At 68.4% G+C, this 16,061-nt stretch carries 13 protein-coding genes and 1 pseudogene; 9 read left to right on the forward strand and 5 right to left on the reverse strand.

Annotated features, from left to right (window positions below; genetic code table 11):
- Positions 1-11 precede the first annotated feature (11 nt).
- From XCSCFBP4642_RS0120085 to def, 4 genes are all read right to left on the reverse strand, one after another.
- The gene (locus XCSCFBP4642_RS0120085) at positions 12-1,733 is read right to left on the reverse strand and encodes an ArnT family glycosyltransferase (RefSeq protein ID WP_029221346.1); all 1,722 of its coding nucleotides are present in this window, start codon (positions 1,731-1,733) and stop codon (positions 12-14) included.
- A 35-nt stretch (positions 1,734-1,768) separates the two neighbouring features.
- Positions 1,769-3,079: a 16S rRNA (cytosine(967)-C(5))-methyltransferase RsmB gene (rsmB, locus tag XCSCFBP4642_RS0120090; RefSeq protein WP_029221347.1), complete on the reverse strand. Its 1,311-nt coding sequence runs from the start codon at positions 3,077-3,079 to the stop codon at positions 1,769-1,771.
- On the reverse strand, positions 3,079-4,005 hold the full coding sequence (gene fmt, locus XCSCFBP4642_RS0120095) for a methionyl-tRNA formyltransferase (protein ID WP_029221348.1): 927 nt from the start codon (positions 4,003-4,005) through the stop codon (positions 3,079-3,081). The genes rsmB and fmt overlap by 1 nt, the downstream gene beginning before the upstream one ends.
- Before the next feature lie 394 nt (positions 4,006-4,399).
- Positions 4,400-4,912 carry a peptide deformylase gene (def, locus tag XCSCFBP4642_RS0120100; protein WP_029221349.1) on the reverse strand — a complete coding sequence of 171 codons (513 nt, stop codon included), beginning with the start codon at positions 4,910-4,912 and terminating at the stop codon, positions 4,400-4,402.
- A gap of 131 nt (positions 4,913-5,043) precedes the next feature.
- On the opposite strand from def, the gene XCSCFBP4642_RS0120105 reads away from it, so the two are divergent.
- The 9 genes and pseudogenes from XCSCFBP4642_RS0120105 to XCSCFBP4642_RS0120145 all read left to right on the forward strand — a co-directional run bounded on the left by XCSCFBP4642_RS0120105 (position 5,044) and on the right by XCSCFBP4642_RS0120145 (position 15,128).
- The gene (locus XCSCFBP4642_RS0120105; protein WP_029221350.1) at positions 5,044-6,180 is read left to right on the forward strand and encodes a LysM peptidoglycan-binding domain-containing protein; all 1,137 of its coding nucleotides are present in this window, start codon (positions 5,044-5,046) and stop codon (positions 6,178-6,180) included.
- A 71-nt stretch (positions 6,181-6,251) separates the two neighbouring features.
- A complete protein-coding gene (dprA, locus tag XCSCFBP4642_RS0120110) occupies positions 6,252-7,388 on the forward strand; it encodes a DNA-processing protein DprA (RefSeq protein WP_029221351.1) in 1,137 nt (378 codons plus the stop codon).
- A gap of 43 nt (positions 7,389-7,431) precedes the next feature.
- Positions 7,432-7,905 carry a DUF494 family protein gene (locus XCSCFBP4642_RS0120115; RefSeq protein WP_029221352.1) on the forward strand — a complete coding sequence of 158 codons (474 nt, stop codon included), beginning with the start codon at positions 7,432-7,434 and terminating at the stop codon, positions 7,903-7,905.
- 40 nt (positions 7,906-7,945) lie between these two features.
- A pseudogene (locus XCSCFBP4642_RS25410) lies at positions 7,946-8,668 on the forward strand (pilin).
- A gap of 47 nt (positions 8,669-8,715) precedes the next feature.
- Positions 8,716-9,990 carry an RDD family protein gene (locus tag XCSCFBP4642_RS0120125; protein WP_029221353.1) on the forward strand — a complete coding sequence of 425 codons (1,275 nt, stop codon included), beginning with the start codon at positions 8,716-8,718 and terminating at the stop codon, positions 9,988-9,990.
- Between the two features lie 179 nt (positions 9,991-10,169).
- On the forward strand, positions 10,170-12,662 hold the full coding sequence (locus XCSCFBP4642_RS0120130) for a DNA topoisomerase I (protein ID WP_029221354.1): 2,493 nt from the start codon (positions 10,170-10,172) through the stop codon (positions 12,660-12,662).
- An 8-nt stretch (positions 12,663-12,670) separates the two neighbouring features.
- Positions 12,671-13,234 (forward strand): L-threonylcarbamoyladenylate synthase type 1 TsaC, encoded by a 564-nt coding sequence (tsaC, locus tag XCSCFBP4642_RS0120135; protein ID WP_029221355.1) that lies wholly within the window; start codon positions 12,671-12,673, stop codon positions 13,232-13,234.
- A 476-nt stretch (positions 13,235-13,710) separates the two neighbouring features.
- Entirely contained in the window at positions 13,711-14,487 is a 777-nt protein-coding gene (locus tag XCSCFBP4642_RS0120140; RefSeq protein ID WP_029221356.1) for a hypothetical protein, read from the forward strand.
- Positions 14,488-14,501: 14 nt separating this feature from the next.
- Positions 14,502-15,128, forward strand: a complete 627-nt coding sequence (locus tag XCSCFBP4642_RS0120145; RefSeq protein WP_029221357.1) for a hypothetical protein — start codon at positions 14,502-14,504, stop codon at positions 15,126-15,128.
- A 110-nt stretch (positions 15,129-15,238) separates the two neighbouring features.
- Here XCSCFBP4642_RS0120145 and XCSCFBP4642_RS0120150 read toward each other — a convergent pair whose 3' ends face one another.
- Positions 15,239-16,015, reverse strand: coding sequence for an SDR family oxidoreductase (locus XCSCFBP4642_RS0120150; RefSeq protein WP_029221358.1), 777 nt, complete (start codon positions 16,013-16,015; stop codon positions 15,239-15,241).
- Between the last annotated feature and the right edge of the window lie 46 nt (positions 16,016-16,061).

The raw sequence follows: 16,061 nt of genomic DNA on the forward strand, positions 1-16,061 counted from the left end.
AGGCGACTGGCTCATTCGACATCCAGGTTGCCCTGCTCCTTTTCCTCCACCGCCTTCTCGGTGGAACTGGCCACGCAGTCGCCCTGGACGGCATCGGCCGGCACCAGCCACCAGCGCCGCCGGTTGGCCACGCCCACCAGCTGGCTGCGGCTGCGGTCCACGCAGCCCAGCAGTGCCGTCTCCTGCGCCATCAGCCAACGCTGCCGTGGCTGCGCGGCCTGCCAGGCCACGCCACGACGCAGCTGCTCCTCCCACGGCACCTTGAAGCCGAAGGTCTGCGCAGGCCGGTCGGCCATCAGCAGGTTCTGCTCCTTCCAGGCCACCAGGCCGAGCTGGGCATCCGGGCCGATGCGGCGCCCGGCTTCGCGCATCACTGCGCCGGCCGAGCTGGAATCGTTGAAGATCGGGTAGCAGATCAGGCCGAACGCCACCCACCAGGCGCCCAGCAGCGAGACCACGGCCAGCGGCGAGCGCCGGACCCGCAACCACAGCAGGCTGGCCACACCCCAGCTGCCCACCGCCAGCAGCACCCAGCCCAGCGGGTCGGTTGCCTCGCTGCCGACCCCGCGGCTATCCATGATCTTCTGCTCGAAGCCCGGATGTCCGATCAGCATCGCGGCCCCGCCGGCGGCGAAGGCCACCGTCAGCAGCAGCACGAAGCCGAACAGCAGCCGCTGCACTCCGGCCCGGCGCAGCAGACCCGCGGCCAGTGGCGCCAACGCCAGGCAGAACATCGGCAACGCCGGCAGGATGTAGACATCGCGCTTGCCGCTGGGAATGGTGAAGAACACCAGCACCAGCAGCCACCAGGCCAGCGGCAGCAGGTAGCGTGCATCGCGCCGTCGCAGCCGCCGACGCCACGCCGGAATCGCCCACGGCAGCAGCAGGATGGTCGGCAACCACATCGTCGCCATGCTTTGCAGGTGGTACCACACCGGCTGCGCGTGATCCCACGAACTGGCGTAGCGCTTGGCGGTCTGGCGCAGCAGGATGTCGTTGAGGTAGACGCGGTATTCAGGCTGGCCGGCAGTCAGCGCGGTCACCATCATCGGCACGAACCACAACGCGATCGCCACGAAGAAGAACAGCGGTCCCAACCAGAAGCGCCGGTCGCGCACATGCACGCGCACGCCCGGCCAGCCGCGCGCCGCGGCAATGCCGGCCGGGATCAGCATCAACAACGCGATGATGCCCACGCCCTTGGTGATCACGCCGAGCCCGGCAGCGAACCAGCCCAGTGCCCACCAGCGCCAGGCCGGCCCCAGTAACAGGTGACGCAGCAGCCCGTAGTTGGCCAGGGTGATCCAGAACACCACCAGCGGGTCGATCTGCGCCTTCTTGGCCTGGAAGGTGAAGTGCAGCGTGAACAGCAGCATCCACGCCGCATAGGCGCCAACGCGCCGGGTCCACAGCCGCCGTCCCAGGTCGTAGACGCAGGCCAGCGTCCCCAGCGCTGCCAGCAGCGACGGCAGCAGGAACGCCACCCGCCAGTTGCCCAGCAGCGTGTAGAACAGCGCCTGCAACCACATCAGCATCGGCGGCTTGTCCGAATACAGCTCGTTGCCGCGATGCGGGAACAGCCAGTCCCCGCTCAGTACCATCTGCTTGGCCACCAGCGCAAAGCGCGGCTCGTCCGACGGCCACGGGTCGCGCAACCCCAGCCCGGCACCGATCACCAGTAGCGCGGTGATGGCCAGCAACCAAAAATCCTTCGAGGCACGGGTTTTGAGCATGACGGGCGGCAATGGGACGCGAGAGGGGAGTGCGGTCAGGAGGCTTTTAGCAAAAGCGCGTAGAAGAACCCGTCGCAGTGCTGCTCACCGGGGAAGCGCTGCCGCCCCGGGCCCGCCACATGGCCGAACGGCGCACCCAGCGGCTGCGCCCGGGCATCGGGCGTGCGCTGCAGGAATGCGGCGATCTGCGCCTGGTTTTCGCGCGCCAGCAGCGAGCAGGTGGTGTAGAGCAACTGCCCGCCGGGACGCAGGGTGCGCCAGGTCGCGTCCAGCAGGCGCGCCTGCAGCGCACACAGCGCATCGATGTCGTCGGCCCGGCGGTGCAGCAGCACGTCCGGTTGCCGACGCACTACGCCGGTGGCCGAGCACGGTGCATCCAGCAGCACTGCGTCGAAGGGCTGGCCGTCCCACCACGCCGCCGGGTCGGCAGCATCGGCCGCATGCAGGCTGACCTGCGCCGTCGGCACGGTGCGCTGCAGGGTCTGCTGCACGCGCTCCAGGCGGCGCGCATCCACATCCAGCGCGGTGAGCTGCACGGCGGGGTGACGTTCCAGCAGATGCGCCGCCTTGCCGCCGGGCGCGGCGCAGGCATCGAGCACGCGGGCCGAGGGGTCCAGCACCAGTGCATCGGCCACCTGCTGCGCAGCGCCGTCCTGCACCGACACCACGCCGTCGGCGAAGCCAGGCAGCTGGCTCACCGGCACGGCACCCTCCAGCCGCAGCGCATCCGGCAACACCGGGTCGGTGTGTGCAGCGATACCGGCCTCGGCCAGCCCCGCCGCGTAGGCCGCCGGATCGGTCTGCCCGCGATGCACGCGCAACCACATCGGCGCCATCTGCGCGCTCGCCACGAAGATGGCCTCGGCACACTCGCCCCAGTCCGCGCGCAGCTGCTTGCGCAACCACGACGGCCAGCCGGCATCGTCGGCCACCACGGGGAACCCTTCGCGTTGCGCACGTCGCAGGAGTGCGTTGACCAAGCCGGCCTGGCGCGGCCGGCCCAGCGCGCGGCAGGCATCCACGGTGGCCGACAGCGCCGCGTGCGCGGGCAATTGCAATACATCGAGCTGGGCCAAGCCGGCCATCAGCAAGGCCTTGAGTTCGGCGTCGCGCGGCGGCAGCGGGCGCTCCAGCCATTGCCGCAGCGCCACGTCGTAGGCAGGCCGGCGCCGCAGCACCGCGAAACAGATCGCCTCCACCAACGCGCGGTCGCGCGGGTCGGCCAGGCCGGGCAGCGCCGTGGCCAGCTCGGCTTTCAGCGAACGCCCCTGATCGAACACGGCCGTCAGCACCCGCGCCGCCACCAGGCGCGAGGCGACGCCGGCCGCCACCGTGTCGGTCGCCATCAGCGCAGCGCCGGCAGGTCGCGACGCGCGTTGAGGTAGTCGGCAGCGGTGATCGCCTTGCCGCCCTCACGCTGCAGGACGCGCACCCGCAATGCGCCCTGGCCGCAGGCGATGTCGATGCCCTGCTTGCTGGCAGCCAGCAGCGTGCCTGGCGGCTGTTGATGCGCCAGTTCCAGCGCCACGGCGCCATGCAGGCGCACGCGCTCGCCGGCCAGGATCGCTTCGGCCACCGGCCACGGATTGAACGCCCGCACGCGCCGCGCCAGCGCCTGCGCCGGCTGCGCCCAGTCCAGCCGCGCCTGCGCCTTGTCCAGCTTGTGCGCATAGGTCACGCCGTGTTCCGGCTGCGGTTGCGCCACCGGGCGGATGCCGGCGCGCAACAGGCCCAGGCCATCGGACAGCACCTGCGCGCCCAGCGCGGCCAGGCGATCGTGCAGCTGCCCGCCGGTTTCCTGCTCCTCGCCGATCTCGATGCGCTGCGACAGCAGCACCGGGCCGGTATCCAGCCCTGCTTCCATCTGCATCAGGCACACCCCGGTGTCGCGGTCGCCGGCTTCGATCGCGCGCTGGATCGGTGCGGCGCCACGCCAGCGCGGCAGCAGCGAGGCATGCACGTTCCAGCAGCCATGGGTGGGCGCGGCCAGCACCGCCTTGGGCAGGATCAGCCCGTAGGCCACCACCACCATCAGGTCGGCATCAAGACCGCGCAGCGTGGCCAGGGCCCCGGGCGAACGCAGGGTCTGAGGCTGGTAGACCGGAATGCCGCGTGCGATCGCTTCCAGCTTGACCGGCGACGGCGTCAGCCCGCGCCCGCGCCCGGCCGGGCGATCGGGCTGGGTGTAGACCGCCACCACTTCATGCCGCTGCGCGGCGGCGCGCAACGAGGCGACAGCGAACTCCGGCGTACCGGCGAAGACGATTCTCATAAGGGGATTCGGGATTCGGGAGTGGGGATTGGCAACGGCGTTGGTCGCGGACGGAGGCCGGGCCGGGGTGCTGGTGCGGATTGGATACGGAAGTCGGGATCAAGGGCGGAAAACGGGTGCGGCCATGCGCGGACGCGCGGCCTGGATACCGGTGCGGCGGGAAACCACCTTGGTGCACGCGGGGTAGCCAGTAGCCAGTGCCGCGTTTGGTCGCCCGCCGGCGAACGCCGCTGCACGCGGGCGGGCGGGCGGGCGACCAGGAAAGCACTGCGGCACCACGGCGCGCGCATCCGCCGCCGCACCGCAGACAAGCTCGGAGCCAGGCTCAGACATTCAACAGCGCAAGCTGAGCCGCGTCTGCCAATCCCGAATCCCGACTCCCCAATCCCCGCCCTCAAGCCACATGCTTGCGCATCTTGGCCAGCTTCTTGCGCACCATCTCGCGCTTGAGCGGCGACAGGTAATCCACGAACAGCTTGCCGTCCAGGTGGTCCATCTCGTGCTGGATGCAGACCGCCAGCAGGCCGTCGGTGTTCAGCTCCTGGGCCTTCCCCTGGCGGTCGAGGTAGCGCACGGTGATCGCGTCGGCGCGGCTGACGTCGGCAAAGATGCCCGGCACCGACAGGCAGCCTTCCTGGTAGACCTGCTCGCCCTGCCTGGCGACGATTTCGGGATTGATGAACACCTGCGGGGCGTGCTTTTCCTCGCTGACGTCGATCACCATGAAGCGCTTGTGCACGTCCACCTGACTGGCGGCCAGGCCGATGCCGGGCGCCTCGTACATGGTCTGGAACATGTCATCGAGCAACGTCTGGAACGCCGGGCTGACGACGTCGGCGGCGTCGACCGGCACGGCCTTGGTGCGCAGCCGCGGGTCCGGAAATTCGAGAATAGGGAGCAAAGCCATGCGATTACCCGTCTGGGAATACCGGCGCTGCGCCGGCAAGACGGTGTCATTCTAGCGCAATGCTTGCGTGGCGCCCCGGTTTCTGGACTATAGTGCGCGGACCTGTTGGGGAATCAGGCAAGAAGGCACTCATGTTGAACCGACTTCGTACGGTCGTCGCTGCGGCGATGCTGACCGTCGCGACCTACGCTGCCGCGCAAGCGGCGGGCGAACATCCAGACACCTATGTGGTCCGCAAGGGGGATACCTTGTGGGACATCGCTGGGCGTTTCCTGCAAAAACCGTGGCTGTGGCCGGAAATCTGGCAAGCCAATCCACAGATCCAGAATCCGCACCTGATCTACCCGGGTGACGTGATCAGCCTGGCCTACCTGGACCGCGTCGGCAAAGGCACGATCCAACCCGGCCCGCGCCAGGACGCACCGATCAACGCCATTCCGCTGGCCGATGTCGAGCCGTTCCTGAAGAACCTGCGCGTGGTCGAGGACTTCGACGCGCTGCCTTACGTGGTCGGCCTGGAAGGCGGTCGCTCGCGCGCCACCACCGGACAGGTGGCCTACGTGGTTGGCCTGGAAGACGCACAGCCGGGCCAACGCTTTGCGGTGGTCCGCCCGACCGTGAAGTTCAGCCTGCCCAAGCACAATGAAGACCTGGATGCGGCCGGCAACACCACCGCCGGCGCCGGCAACATCTGGAAGAGCTTCATTGCGCCGAGCACGCGCCGTGAATCGCTGGGCTACGAACTGGCACAGGTCAACGTCGGCACCATCACCCGCAGCGCGGCGGGCGGCAACTCCAAGGCGGCGACTCTGCTATTGCAGGACAGCGGCCGCGAGGTGCGCGCCGGCGACCGGATCGTGGCGGTGGAAGCGCAGCCCTACGACCTGCAGTTCATTCCGCACCCGCCGTCCGAACAGGCGCTGCAGACCGAACTGCGCGTGCTGGCCATCTCCGACGCCTTCATCGTCGGCGGTACCCGCGATGTGATCGCCATTTCCGGCGGCGCCCGCGAAGGCATCAACAACGGCACGGTGTTCTCGATCTGGCGCAAGGGCCGCACGGTCAGCGACCGCGTCAAGCACTCGCGCTTCTCGCGCACCGACGACGACTTCAGCGGCCCGGCCGGCTCCACCGTCGGCCTGCCGGACGAGTACGCCTCGCACGCGATGGTGTTCCGCACCTATGACAAGGTCAGCTATGCGCTGGTGATGGAAAGCGTCAAGCCGACCGGCCTGGGGTATTTCGTCAAGCATCCCGACGCGCAGTAAGCGTCGATTCCGATGCGGTAACGCGACGGCGCCTGAGGGCGCCGTCGTCGTTTGCGGCCCAGGCTGTGCGCATGGCCCAGACCGATTCCGACCTCCGCGCATTGCTGATCCTGCTGCTGGCCGGCGGCCGCAGCCCGCCCCGTCGCGCACTGCTGAGCGCCCATGCCAGCCCGTCCGGCATCCTGGCTGCCGGGCCTGGCGCCTGGCGGGCGGCCGGCTGCGACGCGCTGCAATCGGAACGGCTGCAGTCGCCTGACCCGCACGCGCTGGATGCCGCGCTGTGCTGGTGCGAACACTCAGATCACCATCTGATCGGCTGGCACGAGCCGGACTACCCGGCGCTGCTGCGCCACATCGTCAACCCGCCGCTGGCGCTGTTCGTGGACGGCAATCCCAATGCGCTGTGGCATCCAGGCGTGGCCGTGGTCGGCAGCCGCTCCGCCACCGCCGGCGGACGCGATCATACCCGCGCCTTCGCATCGAGCCTGGCGGCTGCAGGGCTGGGCATCGTCAGCGGGATGGCCGCCGGCGTCGACGCGATCGCGCATGAAACCGCACTTGCGCAGCCGGACGGCATCACGGTGGCGGTGGTGGGCACCGGGGCCGACGTGGCCTACCCCGCGCATCACCGGGCATTGCGCGACTGCATCGCTGCACGCGGCGCAGTGGTCAGCGAATACCTGCCGGGCACCGGCGCGGTGGCCGCGCACTTCCCGGCCCGCAACCGCATCATTGCCGGGCTGGCGCTGGGCACCCTGGTGGTCGAGGCAGCAATGCGCTCGGGCGCGTTGATCACCGCGCGACTGGCCGCGGAGGCCGGACGCGAGGTGTTCGCCCTGCCCGGCTCGCTGCACAATCCGCTGGCGCGCGGCTGCCATCACCTGATCCGCCAGGGCGCCACGCTGGCGCAGGACCCGGCCCAGGTCATCGAGGGCCTGCAACTGCTGTCGGACGAGTTGGCCACCGCCTTGCGCGAGCGCCTGGCCGCCCCCACTCCATTGTCGGGCACGACATGGCGCGCCACGCCCACCCGTCCGGATCCCGACTACCAGCGCTTGTGGCAGGCGCTGGGCCACGACCCAACCCCTATGGATTGCCTGGTCGAACGCACCGGATTGACGGCCGCCGCGCTGTCCTCCATGCTGCTCATCATGGAACTGGAGGGAGACGTGGTCACCGAGCACGGTCGCTATACCCGCAATCCCTAGTTTCTTCACCTCCACAGCGTCGCGCGACGCAGGCCGAGGGGCAATGAAAGAGAGCATTCTCGATGTACTGCTGTACCTGTTCGAACATTATTTCAGTGAAGACGCGGACCTGGTCCGTGACCGTGACTCGCTTCAGAATGGCCTGATCCAGGCCGGCTTCAGTCCCGCAGAAATCAGCACGGCCTTCGACTGGCTGGACGCACTCTCCGAGCAGCGGCCAAGCGTGGCGCGCCCGCATGTCGATGGGCCGGTGCGGATCTACCATGGCCCGGAGCTGGACAAGCTCGATGTGGATTGCCGTGGATTCCTGCTGTTCCTGGAGCAACACCGCATCCTCGACGCCGACCAGCGCGAACTGGTGCTAGATCGCGCCATGGCGCTGGATCAGGACGAACTGGACCTGGACGACCTCAAATGGGTGGTCTTGATGGTGTTGTTCAACCAGCCGGGCGCAGAAGCGGCCTATGCCTGGATGGAGACCCAGATGTTCCTGGACGAGCCCGAACCCGTACACTGAAGGCTGAAGCCGCCACGGACGTGCGCGCGAGGGGACGGGGATGAGCAGTTGGTATTACGCCGAGGGCAACCGCCAGCGGCGTGGCCCGGTGACCGACGAGGTCCTGCGCGGCCTGTATCGCGATCGCCAGATCGCCCTGGATACGCTGGTCTGGCGCGAAGGGCTGGACCACCAGTGGCGGCCGCTCTCCGCCTGCGCCGACGAACTCGGCCCGCCGGTGTCCACCGATCTGCACGCTGCACCAGTGCCACCGCCACTACCGATGGCGACACCTGATGCCTGGCATGCCCGCCCTGCTGCTACGACACCCCACCAGTCGAGAGCCTCAGGCTGGCCGCTGGTGTTGACGTTGATTGCAATCATTGGCGGCTTTGTTGTCGTGGCCGTGGCCGGCATGCTGGCCGCGATCGCCGTGCCCGCCTACAAGGACTACCTGAGCCGCGCCAAGGTCACCGAAGCGGTGGCCGCACTGGCACCGCTGAAGCCGCAGATTGCCGAATTTCTCGCCCGCGAAGGCCGCTGCCCGGTCAATGGCGACACCGGCTTCCAGGCCCCGGAGCATTACGCGACCGATGTGCTGGCCAGCGTGCAGATCGGCCGCTTCGATACCACCGATTGCGGTGTCGAAGCGCTGCTGCGGTCCCCGGATTCGCCCAGGATCGACGGCAAGGCGCTATAGCTGGACTTCGATGCCGATGCCGGCCGCTGGCACTGCAGTTCCGAGATCGACGACCAGCAACTTCCGCAGCAGTGCCGCGGCTGAGCCGCCGCTGCACGCAAACGTACTTCGCACCACCAAGGGGGACATCAATGACGCAGTGGTACTACGCCGACGCACAGCGGCAACGCCAGGGGCCGGTGGACACCGACACGCTGGTCGCGCGTCTGTCGCAGAGGCTTATCGACCGTAGCAGCCTGGTCTGGCGCGAGGGTCTGCCGCAGTGGGTAACGCTGGGCGAGGTCGCGGCCGAACTGGGCCTGGATACGCCGATACCGGCGCCAGCAGCGCCGGCCGCCGATGCGCCTGCAGTCGCGTTGACGAAGCAGGCCGCACCGCCAGCGGACACATCGGCTGCCGATGCCCCAGCTCAGGAGTGGTCGCGGCCGGCCGCCCCTGCCGTCGCCGATCCGGATGTGCCGGCCGAGCCCGCTCAAGCTGCCACCAGCACACCGCCGGCGCCGGCAACCGCATCGGCGCTGCCCGGCTCATCCGCGCAGGACCCACTGCAGGCGGGCTCGCACCCGGCAGCGGCGCAGCCTTACCCGTCCGCCAGCGAGCTGGCCGCGCCGGAAGGCGACCGGTCGCGGCCCACTTCACCGAGCGCAGCGGACGCCGCCGTGCAGCCACCTGCAGCAGCAGCCGCATCCCCACTCCAACCGCCTCCGCCCGCCACGCCGTTGCCGACCGCCTGGGACACCCCGGCCGGGCCCGGACCGGCCGCCGGCATCGCAGCGCCCGACGCACCGGTCGTCTACGCCGGTCTGTGGCGCCGCGTGGCGGCCAGCATCCTGGACAGCCTGGTGACCACCTTCGCGGTCTACCTGATCGTGATCCCGCTGGTGTTCGTGCTTGCGTTCGGCGCCGGGCTGAGCGATGCCGGCTCCGCGCTGGACGATGGCAGCGCGCTCGGTATTGCGCTGCTGGTGCTGTCCTACGGCATCGGGCTGGCCATCCCCACCCTGTATTTCGCCTGGATGCAGTCCAGCCGGCTCCAGGCCAGCCTGGGCAAGCTCGCCTGCGGGATCAAGGTGGTCCGCGCCGACAGCCATGGCGCGCGCGTCGGCTTCTGGCGCAACCTGCTGCGCTACCTGGCCTACATGCTGATCAGCGTGCTCACCCTGGGCATCGGTGTGGTGGTGGCCGCCTTCATGGCCGGCATGAGCGCGCGCAAGCAGGCCCCGCACGACAAGGTCTGCAACACCCTGGTGGTGGACCGCTGGGCCTTCACCGACCATCCGGAGCTGCAGTCCAGGGGGTTGGACACGGTCTCGATCGTGGTCCTGGCCCTCTACGGGCTGCTGCTGGTGGTCTCGATCGTGGTGGTGGGCTTCATGCTGGCGGCGATCGGGATGCGCCACAGCTAGCGGTTCGCGGCGCTGGCCACTTGACACGGCGGCGTCCGCCGTGATTTTTCTGAAGAGAACTGAACGCCCGGGCTACTTCCCGGGCGTTAACGTGTGGGAAACGGCCGATCTGCTTCCCTCGACCGGCCAATTAGGCCACGCTACCCGCCCCCCGGGCTCCGCCCCAAGAAGTTGCCACCATGCCCAAGCACCTGCTCATCGTCGAATCGCCCGCCAAGGCCAAGACGATCAATAAATACCTCGGCAAGGACTTCACCGTCCTGGCCTCGTATGGGCACGTGCGCGACTTGGTCCCCAAGGAGGGCGCAGTCGATCCGGACAACGGGTTCACGATGCGCTACGACCTGATCGAGAAGAACGAGAAGCATGTCGAAGCCATCGCGCGCGCGGCCAAGGGCGCCGACGACATCTTTCTGGCGACCGACCCGGACCGCGAGGGCGAGGCGATCAGCTGGCACATCGCCGAGATCCTGAAAGAGCGCGGCCTGCTCAAGGACAAGCCGATGCAGCGGGTGGTATTCACCGAAATCACCCCGCGCGCGATCAAGGAAGCCATGCTCAAGCCGCGCGCGATCGCTGCCGACCTGGTGGATGCGCAGCAGGCGCGCCGTGCGCTGGACTACCTGGTCGGCTTCAACCTGTCGCCGGTGTTGTGGCGCAAGGTGCAGCGCGGGTTGTCGGCCGGCCGCGTGCAGTCGCCGGCGCTGCGCATGATCGTCGAGCGCGAGGAAGAGATCGAAGCCTTCATCGCGCGCGAGTACTGGTCCATCGATGCGCATTGCCGGCATCCCTCGCAGGCCTTCAATGCACGGCTGATCAAGCTGGACGGACAGAAGTTCGAGCAGTTCACCGTCACCGATGGCGATACCGCCGAGGCGGCGCGGTTGCGCATCCAGCAGGCCGCGCAAGGCGTGCTGCACGTCACCGACGTGGCCAGCAAGGAGCGCAAGCGCCGCCCGGCCCCACCGTTCACCACCTCCACGCTGCAGCAGGAAGCCTCGCGCAAGCTCGGCTTCACCACCCGCAAGACCATGCAGGTGGCGCAGAAGTTGTACGAAGGCGTGGCGCTGGGCGACGAAGGCTCGGTCGGCTTGATCAGCTACATGCGTACCGACTCGGTGAACCTGTCGCAGGACGCCCTGGCGGAAATCCGCGACGTGATCGCGCGCGATTTCGGCACGGCCTCGCTGCCGGACCAGCCCAACGCCTACACCACCAAATCCAAGAACGCGCAGGAAGCGCATGAGGCGGTACGTCCGACCTCGGCACTGCGCACCCCCGCACAGGTGGCACGCTTTTTGTCCGACGACGAGCGCCGGCTGTACGAGCTGATCTGGCGCCGCGCTGTGGCCTGCCAGATGATTCCGGCCACGCTCAACACCGTCAGCGTGGATCTGTCGGCCGGCAGCGCACATGTATTCCGCGCCAGCGGCACCACCGTGGTGGTCCCGGGCTTCCTGGCCGTCTATGAGGAAGGCAAGGACACCAAGAGCAGCGAGGACGAGGATGAAGGCCGCAAGCTGCCGCTGATGAAGGCCGGCGACAACGTCCCGCTGGACCGCATCGTCACCGATCAGCATTTCACCCAGCCGCCGCCGCGCTTCACCGAAGCGGCGCTGGTCAAGGCGCTGGAGGAATACGGCATCGGCCGTCCGTCCACCTATGCCTCGATCATCCAGACCCTGCAGTTCCGCAAATACGTGGAAATGGAAGGCCGCAGTTTCCGTCCCACCGACGTGGGCCGTGCGGTCTCCAAGTTCCTGTCCGGGCATTTCACCCGCTACGTCGATTACGACTTCACCGCCAAGCTCGAAGACGACCTGGATGCGGTCTCGCGTGGCGAGGAAGAGTGGATCCCGTTGATGGAGAAGTTCTGGGGCCCGTTCAAGGAACTGGTCGAGGACAAGAAGGATTCGCTGGACAAGACCGACGCCGGCAGCGTGCGCGTGCTCGGCACCGACCCGGTGAGCGGCAAGGAAGTGAGCGCGCGCATCGGGCGCTTCGGCCCGATGGTGCAGATCGGCACCGTGGATGACGAAGAAAAGCCGACCTTCGCCTCGTTGCGTCCGGGCCAGAGCATCTATTCGATCTCGATCGAAGACGCGCTGGAACTGTTCAAGATGCCGCGCGCGCTCGGCCAGGACAAGGACCAGGATGTCAGCGTCGGCATCGGCCGCTTCGGGCCGTTTGCGCGCCGCGGCAGCGTGTATGCATCGCTGAAGAAAGAAGACGATCCGTACACCATCGACCTGGCGCGGGCGGTGTTCCTGATCGAAGAGAAGGAAGAGATCGCGCGTAACCGCGTCATCAAGGACTTCGACGGCAGCGACATCCAGGTGCTCAACGGCCGCTTCGGCCCGTACATCAGCGATGGCAAGCTCAATGGCAAGATCCCCAAGGACCGCGAGCCGGCCTCGCTGACCTTCGAGGAAGTGCAGCAACTGCTGGCCGACACCGGCAAGCCGGTGCGCAAGGGCTTCGGTGCCAAGAAGGCCACGCTCAAGAAGAATGCGGTGAAGGATTCGGCGCCGAAGAAGACAGCCGTCAACAAGACCGCCACCAAGACCGCTGCCACCAAGACGGCCGCGAAGAAGGCACCGGCCAAAAAGGCCGCCGCCAAGAAGGCGACCAAGCGCGTGGTCAAGAAGACCGCGAGCAAGGCCGCAGGCTGAGCCACGCCATGGATCACGCACTCAGCCTGGATGGCGCTGTCGCCGCCCTGCGCCAGGGTGGCGTGATCGCCTACCCCACCGAGGCAGTGTGGGGCTTGGGCTGCGACCCGGCCCGGGAAGCGGCCGTGTTGCGGCTGCTGGAGATCAAGCGGCGGCCGGTGGACAAGGGTGTGATCGTGGTGGCCTCCGATGTGGCGCTGCTGCGCGATTGGGTCGACCTGGACGTGCTGGAATCGGCCCGCAGACAGGCCGTGCTGGCCAGCTGGCCCGGCCCGAACACCTGGATCCTGCCGATCACCGACCGCGCGCCGCGCTGGGTCACCGGCACGCATGACGGGTTGGCGGTACGCATCAGCGCCCATCCGCTCGTGGCGGCGCTGTGCACGGCCTGGGGTGCGCCGCTGGTGTCCACCAGCGCCAACCTGGCCGGGCAGCCGCCGGCGCGCTGCCGCGAGGCGCTGGACCCGGTCCTGCTGGCCAGCATCGACGGCGTGCTGGCCGGCGACGTCGGCGGCCACGCCCAGCCCACCACCATCCGCGATGCGCGTACCGGTCAGATCTTGCGCGACTGAGGCCGCGCCGGCCAAGCCGACGCGACAAATCACGTTGCAGTGTCTGGATGACGATGGGCACGCGCTGCCAGGACCAATCGCCTCTGGCACGGCCTGGCGGGCAAGACAACGCATGAAGTGCCCCCCTCTCTCGCAGACTCAACGGTAGCCGCCTCCCGTCAGCGTTGCAGGCAGTCCTGTCAACGCGCCCGATCCGTCTGGCCGATCACCGCTAGCGCGGCCAGCTGGTATCCACGCCATCTCCCCCACAGGCAGTGAGTGCAGCCGGTCTCGGTGGCGCATTTTTACGTCCGCGTTCTGTGGCGACCAGTCATGCAACTGTCGCGCCAAGTTCCAGGTTCTGTCCAGGTGTTCAAGCCAGGCCACCACACGCTGAAGCGGCACCGCCCCGCAGCACACGACCGGCATCCGCAGTGCGCCCTGGCAGCCAGTCACCCCACTTTGCGGCGCGGCGGCCGAGCGCGCACACTCCAGCCATGCGCACTTTCCCGACTCTGTTGTTGCTGGCCTGTGCGCTGCCCGCCTCGGCAGCGAACACGGCCACCAAGCCCGACCCGAACGTGCGGGTCTACCGCTGCGTCAGCAGCACCGGCACGGTTGCGCTGCAGGACGCGCCGTGCAGCAGCGGTCGCCAGCAGGTGCTGGACATGCAGCGCCCGCAGGATCCGCCAGCGCGTCCGCAGCGCCTGGATGCACCGGCACCGGCTGCCGCGCCGCCGGCGCACGAGGTCCGCATCGTCACCGTGCAGCCTCCGCAGCCGATGTACGAGTGCACCACCGAAGACGGCAACCGCTATACCAGCGACAGCCCGGAAGGACATCCGCGCTGGGTGCCGACCTGGGGCCCGGCCTATGTGGGCAATGCCATCGCTCCGCCTCCGCCACCTGCCGGCACCCTGCGCCCACCGCTGCCGGTCAGCCCGCGCCCCGCGATCGCGGTGCAGGGTGGCTCCTCCGGACGGGGCGGCAGCATCCGCGGCAGCGCCAGCTTCGGCACCGACGCCTACCAGGGTCGCTATCAAGGCAACTATCAGGGCGGTTACGGCGGCACGGTGATCGTGCCCTACGGCAATGTGCAGATCCGCGACGAATGCCATGCGCTGCCCGAGCAGGAAGTGTGCGCGCGCCTGGCCGACCGGCGCTGGGAGCTGATCCGTCGCTACAACAGCGCCCTGCAGAGCGAACGGGTGGACCTCAGCCGCGAACAGCGCGGCATCGAAGCGCGCCAGCAACGCGATTGCGGCGGCGTATGAGCCGCATGCGCCTGATCGCCTTGGTGATGATGGGCTGGGTCTCGGGTAGCAATGCCCAGGAAGTGGCCATCTATCGCTGCACCGATCCCAGCGGCGCGCTCACGGTGCAGAACATGCCGTGCCCGAAGGGCATGCAGCAACAGAAGAAGTTGATGACCGCACCGGCCTCGGTGCCATTTGTGCCTGGCACGCCCCCTGCGCCAGCGCCCGTGCGCACGGCACCGGTTGCGCCAGCGCCGCCTGCCCCGGTGCCTGCCGCTGCGCCCGTGGCAGCGCCGGCCCTACTGACATCGACCTCCACCCTGCCCCCACCACCGCTGTTCGAGTGCACCGCGCACGACAACGGCCGCTACTTCACCGAAGACCGCGAACCGGCCACGCGCTGCCTGCCGATGCAGACGACCAACCTGGGCGGCGGCCCGGCCACCGGTGGCGGCAGCGCCTGCGAAGTGGTCACCGACCGTTGCGCACCGGTGCCGGACCAGAGCCTGTGCGAGGCCTGGCGCAAACGCGCCGAGCAGGCCGAATCAACCTGGCGTTTCTCCGATGAAGCGCAATCGGCCGAACGCAAACAGCGCTACGACCAGATGCGGCGTGTGCTGGAGGAAAGCCGCTGCGCCAATCCCGCTGCCACACCGTAAACGCGTGGCCTGATCACCGGCTGCAAGGCGTTACGCAAGCAGCACTACAACGCTGCGCCCTTGCCCGGCAGTCCGATGACCGGCGACGTCGTCCTGCCGTGGCGTCGTGCTCAGAACCCGTAACGCAGGAAGCCGCCATCGACCGCGATGCATTCGCCGGTGATGTAGCTGGCAGCCGGCAAGCACAGAAAACCGACCGCGGCGGCAACCTCTTCGGGTTCGCCAATGCGGCGCATCGGGGTGCGCTCGATCACCTGCTCGTAGTAGTCCGGATCCGACAACGGCCCGGAGGTACGCCGCGTGCGGATGTACCACGGCGCCACCGCATTGACGCGAATGCCGTCTTCGGCCCACTCCACCGCCAGGTTGCGCGTCATCTGCTGCAGCGCGGCCTTGGTCATGCCGTAGGGCGCGCCGCTGCGCACATGCGTGATGCCCGAGACGCTGCCGACATTGACGATGGCCGAGGCCGCGTGCCGGGTCAGCAGCGGGTGCGCGTAACGCGACAGTTCGAACGCGGAAAACACGTTGGTTTCGAAGATGCCGCGCCATTGGTCTTCGGTGTAGTCGATCGCGGCGCGGGTAATGTTGCCGCCGGCATTGTTGATCAACAGGTGCAGGCCGTCGGCATGGTCTTCCACCCAGTCCAGGATCGCGCGGCGCTCCTCGTCGTCGGAGACATCGGCGGCCAGGCCGTGCAGTTCGCGCTCCGGGAACTCTTCGGCCAGCTCGTCGCGCGCCTGCGCCAATGCATCGGCATCGCGCGCCACCAGCAGCAGATCCGCACCGAAGCCGAGCAGTTCGCGGGCAATGGCCAGACCAATACCGGCGCTGGCGCCGGTGATGAGCGCGGTCTGTCCGTCCAGCCGCCAGCGGTGCGTTGTCACGTGCGTGATCCTCTTTCAAGACGCGGGAAACAGCCGCTGCAGCGCA

The sequence above is a fragment of the Xanthomonas cassavae CFBP 4642 genome (assembly GCF_000454545.1).
In the GTDB taxonomy this organism is placed as follows: domain Bacteria; phylum Pseudomonadota; class Gammaproteobacteria; order Xanthomonadales; family Xanthomonadaceae; genus Xanthomonas; species Xanthomonas cassavae.

Coding starts and splice junctions, on each gene's coding strand:
- XCSCFBP4642_RS0120085 (WP_029221346.1), bottom strand. CDS start 1,733: ATGCTCAAAACCCGTGCCTCGAAGGATTTTTGGTTGCTGGCCATCACC.
- rsmB (WP_029221347.1), bottom strand. CDS start 3,079: ATGGCGACCGACACGGTGGCGGCCGGCGTCGCCTCGCGCCTGGTGGCG.
- fmt (WP_029221348.1), bottom strand. CDS start 4,005: ATGAGAATCGTCTTCGCCGGTACGCCGGAGTTCGCTGTCGCCTCGTTG.
- def (WP_029221349.1), bottom strand. CDS start 4,912: ATGGCTTTGCTCCCTATTCTCGAATTTCCGGACCCGCGGCTGCGCACC.
- XCSCFBP4642_RS0120105 (WP_029221350.1), top strand. CDS start 5,044: ATGTTGAACCGACTTCGTACGGTCGTCGCTGCGGCGATGCTGACCGTC.
- dprA (WP_029221351.1), top strand. CDS start 6,252: ATGGCCCAGACCGATTCCGACCTCCGCGCATTGCTGATCCTGCTGCTG.
- XCSCFBP4642_RS0120115 (WP_029221352.1), top strand. CDS start 7,432: ATGAAAGAGAGCATTCTCGATGTACTGCTGTACCTGTTCGAACATTAT.
- XCSCFBP4642_RS0120125 (WP_029221353.1), top strand. CDS start 8,716: ATGACGCAGTGGTACTACGCCGACGCACAGCGGCAACGCCAGGGGCCG.
- XCSCFBP4642_RS0120130 (WP_029221354.1), top strand. CDS start 10,170: ATGCCCAAGCACCTGCTCATCGTCGAATCGCCCGCCAAGGCCAAGACG.
- tsaC (WP_029221355.1), top strand. CDS start 12,671: ATGGATCACGCACTCAGCCTGGATGGCGCTGTCGCCGCCCTGCGCCAG.
- XCSCFBP4642_RS0120140 (WP_029221356.1), top strand. CDS start 13,711: ATGCGCACTTTCCCGACTCTGTTGTTGCTGGCCTGTGCGCTGCCCGCC.